Below are 17,971 nucleotides of genomic sequence, written 5' to 3' on the forward strand. Positions count from 1 at the left end.
CCGATCGTCTTGCGTTGCGGCATCGAATGCCGGCGGCGCAGGCCGCTGCTGACGCTCTGCAAAGTCACTTTGGTCTCCGGTTACTTGCCGCGCAGTCGACGCCATTCGGCGGACATACGCTCATCGAATGCGGAAAGATCGGCCGCACAAAGCTGGCCGACGATCTGATCGCGGAACGCGTGGCGTTCCGGCTTGGTGGGAAGTGCGCCGCAGAAACGGGCCGCCGCCGCGATGAACACGTCAACGCGACTGACTCGCTCCGCCTCCGCAAGAAACACGGCGACGCGATCGGGAAATGTCGCCATCAGATCACCAAGAAATCGGCCAGCGTCGTCAGGCGCAGTGGCAAAGCGATGAGCAAGGCTTGCGGTCGCGCACGCGAGCTGCTGCGAGTAGCTGCAGCACAGTTCGACCTGCTCGCGCGTCACACGGCAGCACCCCATGCCGGGCTTGAATCGCTCCATGTCAGCGGCGGCGGCGCTTCGCAAGGTTGCGGGCGGCATGGATCAGCCGCTGGAACAGGCGCTGCCCCTTTCGCCCCGTCGCGATGATCTCTTCGGCCTTGCGATCGTCGATCCGCTGATCTTCGAGCGCGCGGGTCACATCGTCCGCGACGCGGCCCACGTGCGCCTGCAGATGCAGCGCAGTCGAAACGAGCCGCATTGCGCCCGGCTCCAGCGCATCATCGACACCGTGCTCGTCCACGTGCTCTGCGACCAATCCGAAACGTGCGTTCAGTGCATGGAGCGCATCGAGTGCGTGCGCCTTGGCCTCGGTCTTTTCCTGCATCCACTCGATCAGCAGCTCGAACATTTCCATCGACAAGCGGCTATCGCCGACGCCGCGCAAGCGCAGGCGCAACGACTCTGTCGTGACGTTTTTGCCGCGTCGCACGGTGAGATAGTTGGCGGCGTCGGCGACGCCGCCGGGCGTGTTGCGAACGGACGTGTACAAGACGTCCAACCATTCAGTGCTGTCGTATCGGCAGGTCATTTTGACGCGAACTCCAAATTGATCGGGCATTGAATCTGGCGTACGCCCTCTCCACCAACGAATCTGGCCGCGACGGAGTGATACAGTCGAGTTCCGCAAAACAAACGAACGAGGAAGCCTATGGGATTGTTGGAAGACATCATGAAGACTCTCGAACGTGTACCGGGCTGGAAACGCATTTCGGGAGCGCCGGCAGAGATCGACGCGCTCAAGGCGCGTGTTGCGGCGCTCGAAGCGAAGCTCGCACCGGGCGGGCAGATGTGTCCGTTATGCAACGAGCCAGCAATGAAAGTCACTGCGTCGATTCCTCACCCGGAGTTTGACTTTGCGGGTGTGAAGCTCGACACGCTTCGTTGCTCCGCTTGTGGGCACGAAGAGACACGGCAGAGGGAACCGCGCTAGCTGCGGCCCGCCCGAGCACTTCGGCGATAGCGGACAGAACGTCCGAACCTGCATCCGCGTTATCCGTCATCCCCGCGATAACACGGATGCCCATAGGGTCGCCGCCGTCGTCAGCTTCCATCGTGATATGCACGACTCCACGAACCCAGTTCATCTTGCCTCCTGTGCAGCGGTTATCAAGGCGACCGTGAAACACACAGTCTCTGTCCGGACCAAGCTCCGGTAATTCAGTAGCGGAATCTCTTCCGTGCGCGCGCACGCGTGCGCCATCGATGTATCGGCAGGTCATATGAGGCGTTTGGGATTGAGATGCTTTCATCCTGTCGGGGCGGTACGCTGGCGATTACGATTCAGCCAAGATCCATGCATCCCGTAGACTCGACTGCTACTCGAGTCCCGGCACCGGGCGTATTACGACTCTTCGGCTTTTGAATCGAGAGCCTCGAACAAGTCAGGGCGCGCCAGTCGTAAAAACAGCAGACGCGCGCGCGGGATACCGTTTCTTCGCCATTCGGAGACAGATGGCATTCGCACTTGGCACAGTTGGGCAGTAGCGGCCGTTCCCCCAAATGCATCGATTACGGCGCACGCGTACGGGTCTAGGGGTGATGGTGTTTTCATACCGCTATGTTAGGCGTTCCTTACATCAAATGCAAGGCATTCCTTATTCGCATTGAGTTAGGCTTTCCTAATGACGACACTAGCCGAACGCTTGGAACAGGCAATGAAGATGCCGCCCGAAAAGAAGGCGGCCGACTTGGCGCGCGCGTGCCGCGTCCGTGCCCCGTCAGTCAGCGACTGGCTGAGCGGCAAGACCAAAAAGATGGAGGGCGCCAATTTGCTGCTCGCGGCCGAATTCTTGAATGTCGACCCGTGGTGGCTCGCGACAGGCGAAGGACAGATGGAGCGTCGAGCGAACGCACCAGCTCCGCAGAAGCAGGAGAAGCTGGGCGCTCACGCTCAGGCTCTTGTCGATGCGCTTACCGAAGCAGATAAGGTCGGGCTTCCGTCAAGCGCTTTTGTTGCGCTACTGCAAACCCTCAAGGTGTTTGAAGACCTGCGCGGACAGCAGCCGAATGACCTTCTCGACCTGAATGGTCCTGACCCGGAAGAGGCGTGAGGTTCCAATCGAACACAGCGGCCGTGCGGTATTCGCCAACGCGGCCCGTGCGTATCCCGCGCCCCCTGATCGGGCCGCTAAGAAGCTCCACGTCCCAATCGTAATCGGCAGTGCTGTGCGGGCCCACAACCCGCACTAGCATTCCAATGCGTGACTCGTTTTGGCAACGGCTCACGATCGCCAAATCCCCCGGTCTGCAGCGCATTTCTCCTTTCGACATAGCCCCGTAGCTTTCTCCCCTCGGCAATTCTTCTGCTCGAATACTGTATAAACATACAGTATTTCATCCGACTTATTCAAGAGCTTTCACGGACATTAGTCGTCACCGATTAGGCGGTCCTGTCATATTCTCGCGACCGAAGTTAGGAATTCCTATTGCAAAGAGACAAAGGAATGCCTAACATTCGACTCCATTGCTGCAGTTCGCAGCGTTCGGAGAAGCTATGAAAATGTTCGATCACCAGTCCACTGCCCGGCGCAATTGGCTTCGGGACGAGCAAGCAGCGCGCATCGCGCCGTCTGAGTCGGCACGCCAAAGCAACTTTGAGAAGTCGAAGGTCTTCCGCTGGACCGTCGTGGCGTGCCTGATATTCGTTGTCGTCAATGTGTTTCAGGACGATCCGGTCGTCGTGCCGACTACCGCGTATCAAGTCACCGTCTAATCCGCCCCGACACGCCGGGGCGGCCCGCCCCGGCGTCATGGAGACCCGCCATGTCGCGCATCAAATTCACAGCCGAGCCGCCTTTTGACGTCGTGCGTCGTGACACCCTGTCCCTTCGGAGCGTGGTGCGCTACGACCGAGACGCGAAGCGCCCGACAACCCCGATCCTCGTCGGCAAATACATCGTTGCCCGTCGGCCCCTCGCAGACAGCGTCCACACGCTCTACATGATCCTCGATGGGACGGAGATAGCCGGAACTCAAATCTCGTATCCAAGCGAAGATGACTGCGCCTCGGCGATCAAACGGCTGCGCGACGCGAAACGCGCACTGGAGGCAGCAGCAGCAGCGGCCGTGATCACCCGAGCGAAAAAGCCGCGGAAGCCGCGTGCGCTCACCATCCGGGAGGCCGCGTGATGATGAGCACGGTCGATTCCACGCAGTGCGTGAACCCGTTCGTCGACATGACGTCCGCACAACGCGCAGACCTCACCATCCGCATCCTCGACGTGTTCAAGCGACTGAATCGCGCGATGACATCCGAGGAAGTCTGCAAGATGTACTTCCCCGACATGGCCGGTGTTGCAGCTCAGCACATCGACAAGCTTGCGCGCGGGGGACTGCTGCGCCGACAGCCGCGGCCGCACGATCTACGCTTCGTGTACTGGCTTGCAGGATCCGATGCAGCGCCGCCCCTGCCGATTCCATGCAAGCAGGCCGACGGCACCTACACCACCGGCGCGGACGACTCATTTCGACCGCGGCGAGCGGCACATGCGGAGGTCGTCACCGGATCGATGCACACCCGCCCCGCGTTCCATCCGATCGTCACGCGCGACGGTCGCAACCACGTGTCCGTGTCGTTCCCGCACCTGTATCCGCTCGAGATCACGCCGGACACGCTGCAGGATTCCGCCGCGCACGCGTTGCGCTATCTCCGACTGTTCCGCCAGAGTATCGACCTCGAAGTCGCGCGCCTCGAATTCCTGATTCAACGTCGGAGGTGCGCATGATGGACGACCGTACGCAGCAACTCGACCTGACCTCCCCGATCCCGACCGGGAACATCAAAGCCGCCGCGGCCGCAGCCGGCGCGACGTCGGCTGACCTCTGGATGGTGCCGTACGAACAGCTTCGCTACGACCCGGCGGACAACATTCGCCCGGTCGATCCCGAATGGGTCGAGCACCTAACCGCGCTGATCGTCGCCAACGGATTCGACAAGGGCTCCCCGCTGCATTGCTACGCGCGAAAGGTCGACGGTAAAGACCTGCTGTACGTGTACAAGGGCCAGCATCGCTACCTCGCGGCAGGCAAGGCAATCGAGGCCGGTGCCAACCTGCATAAGATCCCTGTCGTAGTACGAGACGCGAAGACGGTCAATCGCGCCGAAATGATCATCGACGGCATCGTCAGCAACGAAGGCAAGCGGTCATCGCCGCTCGATCTGGCTGCGGCTATCGCGGAGTTGCGTGACGTTCATGGCATGACGGTCGCGACGATCTGCAAGCGGCTCAACATCACGGATCAAACCGTCCGTGATGTCGCGCTGCTCGAACGTGCACCAGCGGAACTGCACCAGATGGTCCGCGACGGGACGGTCTCGGGCACGCTCGCGATCGAACAGATCCGCGACCACGGGGCAGAGAAGGCGCTCGACCGGCTCCAGAAAGGGGTGGCAAAGGCTGCTGCGGCCGGCAAGACGCGCGTGACGAAGAAGCACCTCGACATGGCTCCTGCGTCCTGTACGTCTCGCGTCGCAGGTGTAGCTGCGTCGACCGCAGCAAAACCGGCCGCGCGCTCGAACGCGCCCCGCAAAGTCGCTGACGGGCAGGCCAAGCAACTTTTGCAGGCGCTGCAAGCAGTCCTGCACGACGACGGATTCGGCAAGCTTTCGCCTGCAACTATTGAAGCCGTCCACACAGCGCTGATGCCCGTCGCCGATTTGCTGGACGTTCGTCCAATCACCACGACGTCGGCCGCCGCGAAACGCGGGCTGCACCCCGCGACCGCATGGCCGTTTCCGACAGGAGTCGCCAATTGACCGCGCGCCCGGCCCTTTCTACCCCTCGTCCGCTGCCGCGAAAGCGGGAACACGCGAAAAAGCGCACGGCTATCGCACTGGCGAGCCTCAACGGCACTTCGTTGCAGTCGAACAACGATGGGCTGACGCCCGAAACAGCGATCCAGAAAAACGAAGCCTTGGCGGATACCCGCCAAGGCAACCTCGCGCGGCTCGACGCGATTCGCATCGAGATCCGCGCGTTGATCACTGAGATCTCGCACGCGGCCGACGTCGAGCTACTGGACCTGATGGCCAACGAGGTCGGCTCCTTCGCCCGCCATAAAGCCGCGCAGGAAGCCCGCACGTGGGCGGCGACTGCCAGCATCACCCTCGAGACCGGGCTCATGCAGCTCGATCGCGCAATACCTACCAGCTCAAAGCACGGAGGCCAATAATGGGTTCCCTAGTCAATCTTCCGGGCGTCGAGGCCGGCCGTATCGACAACGTACCCTTCTTCCAGTCTCCCGCTCATGCAATGCGCCTGCTTCGGCAACATCGCGCCTGTACCGACGCAGGCGATCACGGAGCAGTGTCGATTTGGCGAGCAGATGACGGTAAGTGGAACTGCCTGTTCAGTCGACGTCACGTCGACATCGAGCATTCGACCTTCGCGTTCAAGAAGCACGTACGCGCATGGCTCGAAACGTGGCATCCCAAGATCAACGGAGACCAACGATGACTTCAAACACGATCCGCGTCGTTCCCTGTACACGCCGCGACGGTTTCGACGTGATGTCGATCGCACTGGAACTCAACGTCGCGCGAGGGCAGTAACGCATGACCGTCGCAATGAAGCCGATCTATCTGGATATTGAATCGGTCTCCGCAGCTATCTCGCTTTCGCCCGCCGTCATTCATAAACTGGTTCGCCAAGACCAGTTTCCGAAGCCGCGGGCGCTCTCGGGTCGTCGCGTTGGATGGCTTACTCGGGAAATCGAAGAATGGGCCGAAGCTCGCACGCCCTCGGAGTTTCTGCCCCCGCCGAACTGTGGAACTGGCCGACGCAAGGCTAATGCGCACGCGCCCGAGTAAGTTGTATAGGCCGAGACCTCACCGGTCAATCAACGTCAGGTTAGGTCTCGGACAGTACGACCGCTCGTCGCCAATGGCGGTGATCGACCCGTTGCGGTCACCCGCAGATCCGTAACGCTGGTGGCCGTCCACGAAGTACAACGGTCGTTCCGCCGGCGCGCAGGTCCGATCACCTTCCGCAGGAGATAGCGGGGGACCGGATCTCTGCCCACATGCAGTCAGATTGGTCCGGGCAGTAATCATCGGCCCCAGCCGCTGCGCGACCACCCGGCTCCATACAAAGACTATGCCGCCGCCTCGTCGTCCTCGGCTGCGTCGCCGTTGCCCGGACGGTGCATCCCAAACCATCCGGTTCGCGAAACGCCTTTCTTAGACTGCCCCGCGAAGACGACCGCATCGAGTACGGCGAGGTTGACGATGTCCGCGCGGCGGTCTTGCACACTGATCAGCGCGCGCCGCAACAGGTCTTCTAGGAGCAGGTAGCGTGCCGGCGTAAGGCTGCAGTCCTCCGGTACGATACCTTGAAGGTACCCCATCCAGCGGGAATCTAACGGAACGACGTTGCGCGCCAAGCCTCCATTCACGAGGATATTTCTCAACTGCTTGTCGCCAATCCCTGTGAAATGTGTGTGGTCGAGCTTCTTGCTAAACGCTGCCGACCTATCAAGATCGTGATCGTCCACCGTTCCACGCGCGAGGTCGCAGAAAAGCTTGAGCGCCCCCTCTTCATAGCAGAGATCGGCGAGGCGATCGCCCGCCTTTCCCGCCTTCTCGAAGTGCGCAAAGTTTCCGACGATGAGCTTCACCTTGATCTTCGTAAAGCTCAGTCTGTGGCCTTCTATTTGGGACCGAACCCATTCCGGCTTGCAGTCCTCTACCCTGATTTTTTCCAGATCCAGCAGCGGGCCGTCGTCAGCCAGGAAAAGTGCAAGATTGCCGTCGTCCTCGGAGTTCTCCCGACTTGAGAAGCCACACACGACGAACAGTCTCCAAAGGTCGCCAAGGGTCTCCACCGGTGCTTTCTGCAATTCGCGCCGCGCGCGGCCGTTCGGGATGGTGTCAGCGAGCGGCAACTGCAGGAGCAGTTTTGCAACTCGGTCGACTGCGTCAGGGGAGAAGGGCAGTTTGATCATAAGCCCGTCCCTTCTCTCAGATTTGATCTTGGAGCCAGTGTCATTGCCGTTTTTCTTGACGTGCGGCTCGGGCGCATAACAGCCATCGGCCAGCACCTTATCGCAGGCTGCAACAATTACGGGCTTACGCCTTACGCCCGAGACAATTCTCGCGAAGCGCGAGGACGCCCTTACGGGGCAGCGTCCTGATCCGCTCGATGGGCCACTCGTTCTTATTCCAGGTCACGCTGCTTTCTATCGCTTAAAGGCTGAAGGTGTGATCGCAATCCATGCACTTATAGTTATCAAGTAGATGTTCGTCTACTACCTCCCCGGCTTTTGAGCCTATAAGGGCTCCCGCAGCCAAGCCCCCAAGAGCGCCGAGCACGCCGCCTACGACCGTCCCAAATCCAGGGATAATGGAGCCGATAGCCGCGCCAACCGCAGCCCCGCCTTCAGCACCTGCCAAGGTGCCCGCAACGCCTGCGACCGCGCCTGCTGCCGTGCCGGCTTTTTTCGCGTAGTTTCGTTTGTCGATATTGGTTCCGCCGCAACGCGGGCATTTTGCCACTGCCATCGCAAACTCCTGAAAGTCGTATGTAATATAAATCCGCAAGCAACACGCAGAGCGGACGAGAGAACGAATACCGATCGTTTACGGCAGTAGCGAAAGTTTCTTTAGTCACGCACTCCGTGTTTTAAATCGCGAAGAAGAGGTTCAACTGTTGATCGCAGACGCAGTAGCTGCGCGGGGCCCACAAGCTTCCATCGCGCATCTGGCAGGTTAAGAAATGAACGCGCCGTTGGAACGACCGCTGTCTGTGTTCCGCGAACGGCAACTATTGGCCGAACTGAGTCAGCCGATCTGACGCTGACCGTTGGATCTAGTCCAACCTTTTACAAGCAAGCTCTTCAAGCTTCGCATCCAGCTTCGTCAACCACTGCCGGCGCTCGGCGTCGTACCTGTGACGATTGTAAACGCCGCCGACTCCGGGCAGCATGTGCCCGATGATCGCCTCACCGACCTCGTATGGGCAGCCGAGCGCCGCCAGCATGGTGCGCGCTGTCCGACGCAGGTCGTGAGGTGCCCAATGCGTAACGGGTAGCCGCGGCCGAGACTGCTCCGGCCGCGTTTCGCTGTAGGGCATATGGAAATGAACCGCCTGCCCAAACACCTTTTGCTGCATCGGTCCGCCCCTTTCCGCCGGAAATAGCCATCCCTTGCCATAACGCGCGAGCCGGCGGCGCACGATCGCTTCTGCTCGGCCGATCAATGGCACTCGCAGGTCGGTAGCGTTCGCATGCCGTGCGTTCTTCGTCTTTGCCTTGGGAATCGTCCACCACAGGCCGTCTGGTTCGTCGCTAATCTCGGCGCCCTCCATCGAAGCAATCTCTGCGCCGCGCGTTCCGGTCCAGAGGTAAAGAGTCAAAGCGTCCTCAACGTTGCGGCTGAAGTTCGGCAACCAGTTTATTAACGCCCCAACCTCACCCTCATTCAGAAACCGCTTTACGGTCCCGACGGGCTGCCCCTGAATACGCTTGCCATTGCTCCTCAGCCTACCGCGCATAATTTGGCGCCACCAGTTCGGCGTCGACTCTGGAATCTTGCCGGCGTCTAACGCGTAGTCCCATGCCGCGCCCAGCTCGAGCCGGAGCTTCGACGCTTGCACCGGAATGTGCCGAAAGGCGTCGATTTTGGCGAACGCACGCTCGCGCGTCACCTCGGCAACCGGCAAGTCGGCGATGTCTTCGATCATGGTTCGGAACATGCGGGCGACCTCAGTCGCTCCCTTGACGCCTCGATTTACATCTATGTGGCCTTTCAGATATGCCGCACATATTTCGCGCACGGTCGGCGAATCCCCTTGCTGTACCATTACGCCGACAGAACCGTGTGCTTGCCGCTTCTTCAGCGCCGGATCGTTGCCTGCGTTGCGCTCGTCCCTCAAGCGCTCCCACTCAACGGCCGCCGCGGCGATCGACAGCGCGGGCCATTCGCCGATCTTGATTTGTCGCATACGTCCATCGACGGGCGACTTGTAACGGTAAATCCAGCTACGGCGCGACGTAGTCGCCTGCAGCCGAAGACCCGGACATCCGTCAATATTCAGGTGTGCACCGGGCAAAAGTTGCTTTGCCGTACGGGCGTCAAACCGCATTCAGACCTCAGCGTAGGTTTCTGCCATACGCTGGGGTAGCCCGGCGTAGGCTCGTGTTGTGACAGAGGCAAAAAGCTACGCTGACAACGGAAATTTCGCAAGATGTCGCGACATGGGGAAATTCGATAGCGGATACCCCAAAACGGACGGAATGCCTTGATGGATAAGGACGTGCAGGAAATTACGGAAGTGAAACAGCAGCTTACGGAAGCCGCAATAAGCAATCATACGCCAATGATGCAGCAGTACCTACGCATCAAGGCCGAGCATCCCGACACGCTCGTCTTCTACCGGATGGGCGATTTCTACGAGCTGTTCTTCGAGGACGCCGAGAAGGCCGCGCGCCTGCTCGACCTGACCCTCACGCAGCGCGGCGCATCGGCAGGCAATCCGATCAAGATGGCCGGCGTGCCGCACCATGCGGTCGAGCAATATCTGGCGAAGCTCGTGAAGATGGGCGAGTCGGTTGCGATCTGCGAACAGATCGGCGATCCCGCGACGTCGAAGGGCCCCGTCGAACGCAAGGTCGTGCGTGTCGTCACACCGGGCACGCTGACGGACGCGGCGCTGCTGTCCGACAAGAACGACGTATACCTGCTCGCGATGTGTACCGGGCACAACAAGCGCGGCGTGGCGGTCAACATCGGCCTCGCATGGCTGAACCTCGCGAGCGGCGCGCTGCGGCTCGCGGAAATCGAACCGGACCAGCTCGGCGCGGCGCTTGAGCGGATCCGGCCGGCCGAAATCCTGACGGCCGACGGCGCGACCGACGCGATTCCGGCCGGCGCAGGCGCGATCAAGCGCGTGCCTACATGGCACTTCGATATTGCTTCGGGTACGCAGCGTCTGTGCGAGCAGTTGGACGTCGCGAGCCTCGATGGATTCGGTGCGCATTCGCTGACAAGCGCGTGCGGCGCGGCTGGCGCGCTGCTGCTGTATGCGGCCGCGACGCAAGGCCAGCAACTGCGTCACGTGCGCAGCCTGAAAGTCGAAAACGAAAGCGAATACATCGGCCTCGATCCCGCGACGCGCCGCAATCTCGAACTGACCGAAACGCTGCGCGGCACCGAGTCGCCGACGCTCTATTCGCTGCTCGATACCTGCTGCACGACGATGGGCAGCCGCCTGCTGCGCCACTGGCTACATCATCCGCCGCGCGCGTCCGTCGCCGCGCAGTCGCGCCAGCAGGCGATCGGCGCGCTGCTCGATGCGCCGGCGGACGCCAGTCTCGACGCGCTGCGCAGTGCCCTGCGCCAGATTGCCGACGTCGAACGGATCACCGGGCGTCTCGCGCTGCTCTCGGCGCGGCCGCGCGACCTGTCGAGCCTGCGCGATACGTTCGCCGCACTGCCGGCGCTGCGCGAGCGCATCAAGCCGATCGTCGCGAACGCCGATGCGCTTGCGCGCCTGGACGCGGCGCTCGCCCCGCCCGCCGAATGCCTTGACCTGCTGACGACCGCGATCGCACCCGAGCCTGCCGCGATGGTGCGCGACGGCGGCGTGATCGCGCGCGGCTACGATGCCGAGCTCGACGAGCTGCGCGATATCTCCGAGAACTGCGGACAGTTCCTGATCGATCTCGAAGCACGCGAGCGCGCACGCACCGGCATTGCGAACCTGCGCGTCGAATACAACAAGGTGCACGGCTTCTATATCGAAGTCACGCGCGGCCAGACCGACAAGGTGCCCGACGACTACCGGCGCCGCCAGACGCTGAAGAATGCGGAACGCTACATCACGCCCGAACTGAAGACGTTCGAGGACAAGGCCCTGTCCGCGCAGGAGCGCGCACTGTCGCGTGAGCGCGCACTGTACGACTCGGTGCTGCAGGCGCTGCTGCCGTTCATTCCGGAATGTCAGCGCGTCGCCTCGGCGCTTGCGGAACTGGATCTGCTCGCCGCGTTCGCCGAGCGCGCACGCGCGCTCGACTGGGTCGCGCCGACGTTCACCGACGAAGTCGGCATCGAGATCGAACAGGGCCGGCATCCGGTCGTCGAAGCGCAGGTGGAGCAGTTCATCGCGAATGACTGCCGGTTCGGCGCCGAGCGCAAGCTGCTGCTGATCACGGGCCCGAACATGGGCGGTAAGTCGACGTTCATGCGGCAGACGGCGTTGATCGCGCTGATGGCCTACGTCGGCAGCTACGTGCCGGCGAAGTCCGCGCGCTTCGGCCCGATCGACCGGATCTTCACGCGCATCGGCGCAGCCGACGATCTGGCAGGCGGCCGCTCGACGTTCATGGTCGAGATGACCGAGGCCGCCGCGATTCTCAACGACGCAACGCCGCAGAGCCTCGTGCTGATGGACGAGATCGGCCGCGGCACGTCGACGTTCGACGGTCTCGCACTCGCCTGGGCGATTGCGCGCCACCTGCTCGCACACAACGGCTGCTATACGCTGTTCGCGACGCACTACTTCGAACTCACGCAACTGCCGCTCGAATTCCCGCAGGCGGCCAACGTGCATCTGTCGGCCGTCGAGCACGGGCACGGGATCGTGTTCCTGCACGCGGTCAACGAAGGGCCGGCAAATCAGAGCTACGGGCTGCAGGTCGCGCAGCTCGCCGGCGTGCCGGCGCCGGTGATCCGCGCGGCACGCAAGCATCTGGCGCACCTCGAACAGCAGTCGGCGGCACAGCAAACGCCGCAGCTCGACCTGTTCAGCGCGCAGCCGGCGCCCGGCGATCTCGAGTGTGCGGATGCGCCCGTCGTCCCCGACGCACCGCATCCGGCGCTCGAGAAGCTGCGCGAAATCGATCCGGACGATCTGAAGCCGCGCGAAGCGCTCGACCTGCTGTACGAGCTGCGCGCACTCGTGCGGGACCACGATGGCGACGCACGCGCGTGAGCGCGTGATGCCCCGCCTGCCGGCGTGCGCGATGGCTGCGCTCGCCGCAGCGGCAATCGTGCTGTCGCCGGCCCGCGCGCATGGCGCGCCGGCCGCGCGCGCGGCCGCACCCTACTCGTTCGCGGTCGTATCGGGCGTCATGAGCACGCCCGCCGACGAGCCCGCCGCGCAACGCATGCTCGAATCGATCGCACGCGAACGCAATCTCGCGTTCGTCGTCTATGCAGGCAACCTGAAGGGACCGAAAGAAGCGTGTCGCGACGCGATCTATACGCAGCGCAGTGCGATCCTCGACGCGTCGCGCGTGCCGCTCGTATTCGTCCCCGGCCACGACGACTGGGTGACCTGCGGGACACCGACGGGCGGGCATTACGATCCGGTCGAGCGACTCGACTTCCTGCGGCAGACGCTGCTCGCCGAATCTGCGCTGCCCGATCGCAACGCATTGCCGATCACGCGCGAAAGCGAAGTCGCGCGGTTCCGCCCGTATCGCGAAAACGCGCGCTGGATGCAAGGAGACGTCGTCTACGTCGCGCTGAATGCGCCCGCGCCGAACAACCACTTTCTGACGGCCGGCGGCCGCAACGGCGAATTCGAGGATCGCGTGATCGCCAACGCGTTCTGGGTCGACCATGCGGCCGAATACGCGAAGCGACGCGATGCGCGCGCGATGGTGGTGATTTTCGAAGGCGATCCGCAGTTCGATCGCTATGAACGCGCGGAACGCTTTGCGTGGCTGCGCTTCAACCGGCCGCGCGTGCGCGACGGATTCCGCGAGCTGAAACGCACGTTGGTCAAGGCAGCGGCGACATTCCGCGGGCCGATCCTCGTCATTCATGCGAGCGCGGAACCGCTCGCGAACGGCTTTCTGATCGACCGTCCGCTGCGCGCAGACGATGGCGAACCGGTGGGAAATGTGACGCGCGTCGCGATCGGCCCGCGTCAGCCGGCGAATCAGTGGGTCAAGGTGAGCGTGTCGCCGGCGCGGCAGACGCCGTTCGGCGTGAGCTTGCAGACGGTGCCGAAGAACGTGCCGGTGCCGCCCTCGCTGCCGCTCGTCCCGCACGACGACGTGCCGTTGCCGCAAATGCCGGAGATCCCGGCATTGCCTGCGCTGCCGGACTCGTCGTCGGTCGCGCCGCCGCTGCAGGGCGACGGCACGGCGCCCGGCAGCGCATCATGGCCGGCGCCGCCGCAGGCGACGCCAGGCGAACCGGCGAGCTCAGTGCAGCGTGCGTCCTGACGGCGACGCGTCGTTCGGGCGATCGTCTTCGTCGTCTTCGTCCTCGTCGACGATCTCCAGCCCTTCCGCGCCGTGCACGTGCTCGTGTTCGATCTCTTCCTCGGTCGCTTCACGCACGTCCTTCACGGTCAGCGCGAAACGCAGCGCCATGCCGGCGAGCGGATGGTTGCCGTCGAGCACGACCTTGTCTTCGGCGATGTCGGTGACCGTGTAGATCAGCGAGTCGACTTCCTCGTCGCCGTCTTCCGGCGTGCCTTCGAACTGCATGCCCACTTCGAGCGGCTCGGGAAAACGGTCGCGCGGCTCGATCTTCACGAGTTCGGGATCGTAGTCGCCGAACGCGTCCTGCGGCTCGAGCTGGATCTGCGTCTGGTAGCCGGGCTCCTGGCCATCGAGCTGTTCCTCGATCTTGGGGAACGTGCCATCATAGCCGCCGTGCAGATAGACCATCGGCTCGTCGCTTTCCTCGATCAGATTGCCTTGCGCATCCGACAGCTTGTAAGCGATAGACACGACAGTGTTTTTTGCGATTTTCATCCAATTCTCCCAAATACAAGTCTCATTATACGATGCGCAACCGGTCTCAAGCCGAACCGCGGAACGCCGCTGCCGCGCCGCTCGGCGCGCCGCCCCCCGATCTTCCCACTCCGCTGCTCGGCGGTCTCACCCCGGCGCAATTCATGCGCCGCTACTGGCAGAAAAAGCCGCTGCTGATCCGCCAGGCGATGCCCGGCGTAAAGCCGCCCGTCACGCGCGACGCACTGTTCGACCTAGCTGCAGACTATGACGCCGAATCGCGACTGATCACCCATTTTCGTAACAAGTGGCAACTGGCGCACGGTCCGTTCGAGCCGGGCTCGCTGCCGGCCGTGACGCGCGATGCCTGGACGCTGCTCGTGCAGGGGCTCGACCTGCACGTCGACGCGGCGCGCGCGCTCCTCGACCGGTTCCGCTTCATCCCCGACGCGCGTCTCGACGACCTGATGATCTCCTACGCGACGAACGGCGGCGGTGTCGGCCCGCACTTCGATTCGTATGATGTATTCCTGCTGCAGGTCGAGGGCCGGCGGCGCTGGCGCATCGGCGCGCAGCAGGACCTGTCGCTGCAGCCCGGCGTGCCGCTGAAGATTCTCGCGAACTTCGAGCCGACCGACGAATGGGTGCTGGAGCCGGGCGACATGCTCTATCTGCCGCCGCATATCGCGCACGACGGCGTCGCCGAAGGCGAATGCATGACCTGCTCGATCGGCTTTCGCGCGCCGTCCGCCGGCGAACTGGGCGCGCAGTTCCTGTATTACCTGGCGGAGCGCGGCGGCCTTCGCGACAGCGGCGCCGACGACCTCTACCGCGACCCGAAGCAGCCTGCGGTCGCCGCGCCGGCCGAACTGCCGCCGGCGATGGTCGCGCGCGTCGCCGAGATCGTCGATGCGATTCGCTGGCGCAAGCGCGACGTCGCGGAATTTCTGGGCTGCTACCTGAGCGAACCGAAGTCGAACGTGGTGTTCGAGCCGCCGGCACGGCCATTGTCCGAAGCCGCATTCGTTGCGCAGGCATCACGCCGCGGCATCCGTCTCGACAGACGCGCTGCATTGTTGTATAACGCGCGCTCGTACTTCATCAACGGCGAGGAAGGACCGCTCGAGGAGGCCGGAGAATGGCTGCCCGAGCTGGCAAATCAGCGCCAGATGGAGGCGAAACGGTTTGTAACACTATCCCGGGTTCCCTCCATGACAGCCCTGCTGCACGAGTGGTATCGTGCGGGCTGGATACGGGTCGGAAACCGGAATGAGTGGTAGCCGAACTGTTCGCCCATATGAATCAAATTTTGTATGGGAAAGACAACGTATTGACCCCGCATTTGTCGACGGTCGATAGGAAAGTGCATATAATTTCCGCCCAAGCCGTAGGGAAGATTCACGCTCTAGAAGTGCGTCTCCACCAGCGGCCCAGGTCGGTGTTGGAGCACATTACCGGTATTGTTTCGCGCTGTTGCTTACCTTTAACCATAAAAGGACGTGATCATGAAGAAATCCCTCCTCGTAGCTTCCCTGTTGGCTGCTGTTGCACTGGCTGCTTGCAACAAGAGCGCTGACCAAAGCGCTTCGTCGGCTGCTAGCGACGCTGCTGCTGCCGCTTCGTCGGCTGCTTCGGCAGTTGCCGGTGCTGCGAGCGATGCAGCTGCTGCTGCTTCGTCGGCGAGCGCTGCTGCGAGCGATGCAGCTGCTGCTGTGGCGTCGGCTGCTTCGGCAGAGACGGCTGCTCCGGCTTCGGGCGCAAGCCAGTAAGCGTCAGCATCAGCTGAAAAAAAACCGGCCCGAGGGCCGGTTTTTTTGTGTCCGTCGTTTTTGCAATCGCGCTCGGACCACGTGCTGCGGCGCCCCACCCTGCTCCTGCGCAGGTTCAGCCGAGCATGAGCCAGTCGAAGCCGGCCTCCTGCGTCGCGACGACCACGTCGTCGCCGTCCGTGCCGAGCACGTCGGCCAGCGCCGCGCGCGCGAGTTCCGGCCGGTTGTTCTGCTGACTGAGGTGAGCCGCAACGAGATGCTGCAGACGGCTGCGTTCCAGCGACGCCAGAATGCCCGCTGCCGCGTCGTTGCTCAAGTGCCCGTGCGTGCCGCCGATTCGCGCCTTCAGCGACTGCGGATAGCGGCTCGCGGCGAGCATCGCGGTGTCGTGGTTGGATTCGAGCACCAGCGCGTCGCAGCCGCTCAGCACGGCCGTGATGTGCGGCGTCGCCATGCCGACATCGGTCAGCACGCCGAGCCGTCGGCAACCGTCCATGAACACGAATTGAAGCGGTTCGCGCGCGTCGTGCGGCACCGTATAGGGCATCACAGCCAGATCGCCGATCGCGGCCGTTTCGTCGCCCCACAGCACGCGCAGATCGACGTCGGCTTCGTCCGCCCCCGCCGCGCGCGCAGTGCCCCAGCTCATGTAGAGCGGCAGCGATGCGCGCCGCGCGAGCGTCAGTGCGCTGCCGACATGGTCGCTATGTTCGTGGGTGACGAGGATCGCGTCGAGATCGTCGACGCAGAGATTCAGGCGGCCGAGCCGGCGCTCGACCTCTTTTGCGGAAAAGCCGCAGTCGAGCAGCACGCGCGTGGTCGTCGTGCCGCTCGTGGCCTCGACGACCAGCGCGTTGCCTTCGCTGCCGCTTCCCAGGCTGGCGAATCGCACGCGCTCAGTTCAGCTGCGCGTGGAGCAGCGAAATGATTCGCTTCGCATCCGACGAGTTGTCGACCTGGCCGTTCGCATCGACGACCGCGACCTGCGTGCCGCCGTTGCCCTGCGCGCGCACGTTGACCAGGAACTCCCTGCCCGGCTTCGCGGCCGACGGGCCGCCGTAGAACAGCTTGCCGAACAGGCCGTCGCGCTTGAGCTCTTCCATCGAGTTCGCGTAACGGACCGTGTACATGCCCTTCTCGCGGTCGCGGTTGTCGACCGTGAAGTTCGTCCGGTCGAGCGCGAGGCCGACGCGCAGCCACGCACGATCGAACGATTCCGCCAGTTGCAGCGTCGCCGCGCCGTCGCTCGTGTCGGCCACTTGCGCGGGCGCGGTGGCCGGACGCGCATCGGTCAGCAGCTGCTTCGCCTGCGCATCGGTCAGCCCGAACTTCTGCATCAGCTTCGTCAGGAACACCGCTTCGAGCACGGGGTTACGCGGACGCTCTTCCCAGCGCGACGACGTGCCGCCCTGCGGCCCGACCATCATTTCCTCCATCGCGCTGTGCGTGATCGAGATGTCGGTGTTGCCGCCCGACGTACGGCTCACCAGTGTGCGGAAGCGGTCGCGCGTGCCGGACGAGTACGCGAAGTCGATCACCTTGCCGATCGTGCGGCGGAACCAGTCGTCGGGAATGTTCGCGCGGTTCTCGGCCCAGTCGGTGACCATGATGCCGGTCGACGGCGCGTCGGTCTTCAGCGAGAAGCCGTTCTCCTGCCAGAACTCCTTCAGGATCGGCCACAGCTGCTCCGGCGTGCGGCCGTCGACGACGAGCCAGCGGCGGTCGCCGTCGCGCTCGATGTGCATGCCGAGCGGATCCTGCGCGTTCGGAATGCCGTCCGTCGCGTTGCCCGCCGCGGTGGTGGCGCGCGGCGGCAGCGTGCCGAGCCCGGCGTTGGTCGGCGGCGCGACGAACTGCTGTGTGGTCGGCACCGGCTTCAGGTCGCTCGGCACCGCGAGCGGCGGCGCCGAACCCGTGTTCTTGTAGTTGACCCGGTCGGGAGCCAGGTAGTCGTTCAGCGTATCGCAGCCGGCGAGCGCGCCCAGCGCAAGCACCATCACCGACATCTGGATGGCGCGAGAGGAAATGGCGAAACGTTTCATGAAATCCTTC

At 63.2% G+C, this 17,971-nt stretch carries 21 protein-coding genes and 1 pseudogene; 13 read left to right on the top strand and 9 right to left on the bottom strand.

Annotated elements, in window-relative coordinates:
* Positions 1-80: 80 nt before the first annotated feature.
* Both NP80_RS23315 and NP80_RS23320 read right to left on the bottom strand, forming a co-directional pair.
* Complete coding sequence (locus NP80_RS23315; protein ID WP_035948643.1) at positions 81-464, bottom strand: hypothetical protein; 384 nt, start codon at positions 462-464, stop codon at positions 81-83.
* Position 465: 1 nt separating this feature from the next.
* On the bottom strand, positions 466-993 hold the full coding sequence (locus NP80_RS23320) for a phage regulatory CII family protein (RefSeq protein ID WP_035948620.1): 528 nt from the start codon (positions 991-993) through the stop codon (positions 466-468).
* A 120-nt stretch (positions 994-1,113) separates the two neighbouring features.
* On the opposite strand from NP80_RS23320, the gene NP80_RS30245 reads away from it, so the two are divergent.
* From NP80_RS30245 to NP80_RS30260, 9 genes and pseudogenes are all read left to right on the top strand, one after another.
* Positions 1,114-1,395, top strand: coding sequence for a coiled-coil domain-containing protein (locus NP80_RS30245; RefSeq protein WP_006414271.1), 282 nt, complete (start codon positions 1,114-1,116; stop codon positions 1,393-1,395).
* A gap of 724 nt (positions 1,396-2,119) precedes the next feature.
* Positions 2,120-2,515: a helix-turn-helix domain-containing protein gene (locus tag NP80_RS23325; protein WP_226823086.1), complete on the top strand. Its 396-nt coding sequence runs from the start codon at positions 2,120-2,122 to the stop codon at positions 2,513-2,515.
* 443 nt (positions 2,516-2,958) lie between these two features.
* Positions 2,959-3,177, top strand: a complete 219-nt coding sequence (locus tag NP80_RS23335) for a hypothetical protein (protein ID WP_006412176.1) — start codon at positions 2,959-2,961, stop codon at positions 3,175-3,177.
* Between the two features lie 50 nt (positions 3,178-3,227).
* Positions 3,228-3,593, top strand: coding sequence for a hypothetical protein (locus NP80_RS23340; protein WP_035948618.1), 366 nt, complete (start codon positions 3,228-3,230; stop codon positions 3,591-3,593).
* A gap of 2 nt (positions 3,594-3,595) precedes the next feature.
* Complete coding sequence (locus tag NP80_RS23345) at positions 3,596-4,189, top strand: hypothetical protein (protein ID WP_226823088.1); 594 nt, start codon at positions 3,596-3,598, stop codon at positions 4,187-4,189.
* Positions 4,189-5,139 (top strand): annotated as a pseudogene (locus NP80_RS23350) (ParB/RepB/Spo0J family partition protein); the annotation flags it as partial. The gene NP80_RS23345 and the pseudogene NP80_RS23350, both read left to right, overlap by 1 nt.
* Before the next feature lie 77 nt (positions 5,140-5,216).
* Positions 5,217-5,636: a hypothetical protein gene (locus tag NP80_RS23355; RefSeq protein WP_226823090.1), complete on the top strand. Its 420-nt coding sequence runs from the start codon at positions 5,217-5,219 to the stop codon at positions 5,634-5,636.
* Positions 5,636-5,920: a hypothetical protein gene (locus NP80_RS30255; protein WP_140401365.1), complete on the top strand. Its 285-nt coding sequence runs from the start codon at positions 5,636-5,638 to the stop codon at positions 5,918-5,920. The genes NP80_RS23355 and NP80_RS30255 overlap by 1 nt, the downstream gene beginning before the upstream one ends.
* A gap of 110 nt (positions 5,921-6,030) precedes the next feature.
* Complete coding sequence (locus NP80_RS30260; RefSeq protein ID WP_080594108.1) at positions 6,031-6,273, top strand: helix-turn-helix transcriptional regulator; 243 nt, start codon at positions 6,031-6,033, stop codon at positions 6,271-6,273.
* A 284-nt stretch (positions 6,274-6,557) separates the two neighbouring features.
* Here NP80_RS30260 and NP80_RS23360 read toward each other — a convergent pair whose 3' ends face one another.
* The 3 genes from NP80_RS23360 to NP80_RS23365 all read right to left on the bottom strand — a co-directional run bounded on the left by NP80_RS23360 (position 6,558) and on the right by NP80_RS23365 (position 9,544).
* Entirely contained in the window at positions 6,558-7,406 is an 849-nt protein-coding gene (locus NP80_RS23360; RefSeq protein WP_035948614.1) for a hypothetical protein, read from the bottom strand.
* 241 nt (positions 7,407-7,647) lie between these two features.
* Complete coding sequence (locus NP80_RS30265; protein ID WP_080596289.1) at positions 7,648-7,962, bottom strand: hypothetical protein; 315 nt, start codon at positions 7,960-7,962, stop codon at positions 7,648-7,650.
* Between the two features lie 307 nt (positions 7,963-8,269).
* Positions 8,270-9,544 (bottom strand): tyrosine-type recombinase/integrase, encoded by a 1,275-nt coding sequence (locus tag NP80_RS23365; protein ID WP_006412172.1) that lies wholly within the window; start codon positions 9,542-9,544, stop codon positions 8,270-8,272.
* Between the two features lie 159 nt (positions 9,545-9,703).
* Between NP80_RS23365 and mutS the strand changes: the two genes are divergently transcribed.
* Positions 9,704-12,391: a DNA mismatch repair protein MutS gene (gene mutS / locus NP80_RS23370; RefSeq protein WP_006412174.1), complete on the top strand. Its 2,688-nt coding sequence runs from the start codon at positions 9,704-9,706 to the stop codon at positions 12,389-12,391.
* Positions 12,392-12,398: 7 nt separating this feature from the next.
* Positions 12,399-13,634 carry a hypothetical protein gene (locus NP80_RS23375; protein ID WP_006412162.1) on the top strand — a complete coding sequence of 412 codons (1,236 nt, stop codon included), beginning with the start codon at positions 12,399-12,401 and terminating at the stop codon, positions 13,632-13,634.
* Here NP80_RS23375 and NP80_RS23380 read toward each other — a convergent pair.
* Positions 13,614-14,171, bottom strand: a complete 558-nt coding sequence (locus NP80_RS23380) for an FKBP-type peptidyl-prolyl cis-trans isomerase (protein WP_006401918.1) — start codon at positions 14,169-14,171, stop codon at positions 13,614-13,616. The two genes, NP80_RS23375 and NP80_RS23380, sit on opposite strands and share 21 nt — an antisense overlap.
* Before the next feature lie 32 nt (positions 14,172-14,203).
* Here NP80_RS23380 and NP80_RS23385 point away from each other — a divergent pair, with 32 nt between their 5' ends.
* Positions 14,204-15,430, top strand: coding sequence for a cupin domain-containing protein (locus tag NP80_RS23385; RefSeq protein WP_035488295.1), 1,227 nt, complete (start codon positions 14,204-14,206; stop codon positions 15,428-15,430).
* A gap of 50 nt (positions 15,431-15,480) precedes the next feature.
* Complete coding sequence (locus NP80_RS31955) at positions 15,481-15,726, top strand: hypothetical protein (RefSeq protein ID WP_011657350.1); 246 nt, start codon at positions 15,481-15,483, stop codon at positions 15,724-15,726.
* A gap of 20 nt (positions 15,727-15,746) precedes the next feature.
* Here the strand turns inward: NP80_RS31955 and NP80_RS31320 are convergent, their stop codons facing one another.
* The 3 genes from NP80_RS31320 to bamC form a co-directional block, all read right to left on the bottom strand.
* Complete coding sequence (locus NP80_RS31320; protein ID WP_006412183.1) at positions 15,747-15,929, bottom strand: hypothetical protein; 183 nt, start codon at positions 15,927-15,929, stop codon at positions 15,747-15,749.
* Positions 15,930-16,034: 105 nt separating this feature from the next.
* Positions 16,035-16,811, bottom strand: coding sequence for an MBL fold metallo-hydrolase (locus tag NP80_RS23395; protein ID WP_006408194.1), 777 nt, complete (start codon positions 16,809-16,811; stop codon positions 16,035-16,037).
* Positions 16,812-16,815: 4 nt separating this feature from the next.
* Positions 16,816-17,961: an outer membrane protein assembly factor BamC gene (gene bamC, locus NP80_RS23400; RefSeq protein WP_006408193.1), complete on the bottom strand. Its 1,146-nt coding sequence runs from the start codon at positions 17,959-17,961 to the stop codon at positions 16,816-16,818.
* Positions 17,962-17,971: the final 10 nt, after the last annotated feature.

This window comes from Burkholderia multivorans ATCC BAA-247 (assembly GCF_000959525.1).
In the GTDB taxonomy this organism is placed as follows: domain Bacteria; phylum Pseudomonadota; class Gammaproteobacteria; order Burkholderiales; family Burkholderiaceae; genus Burkholderia; species Burkholderia multivorans.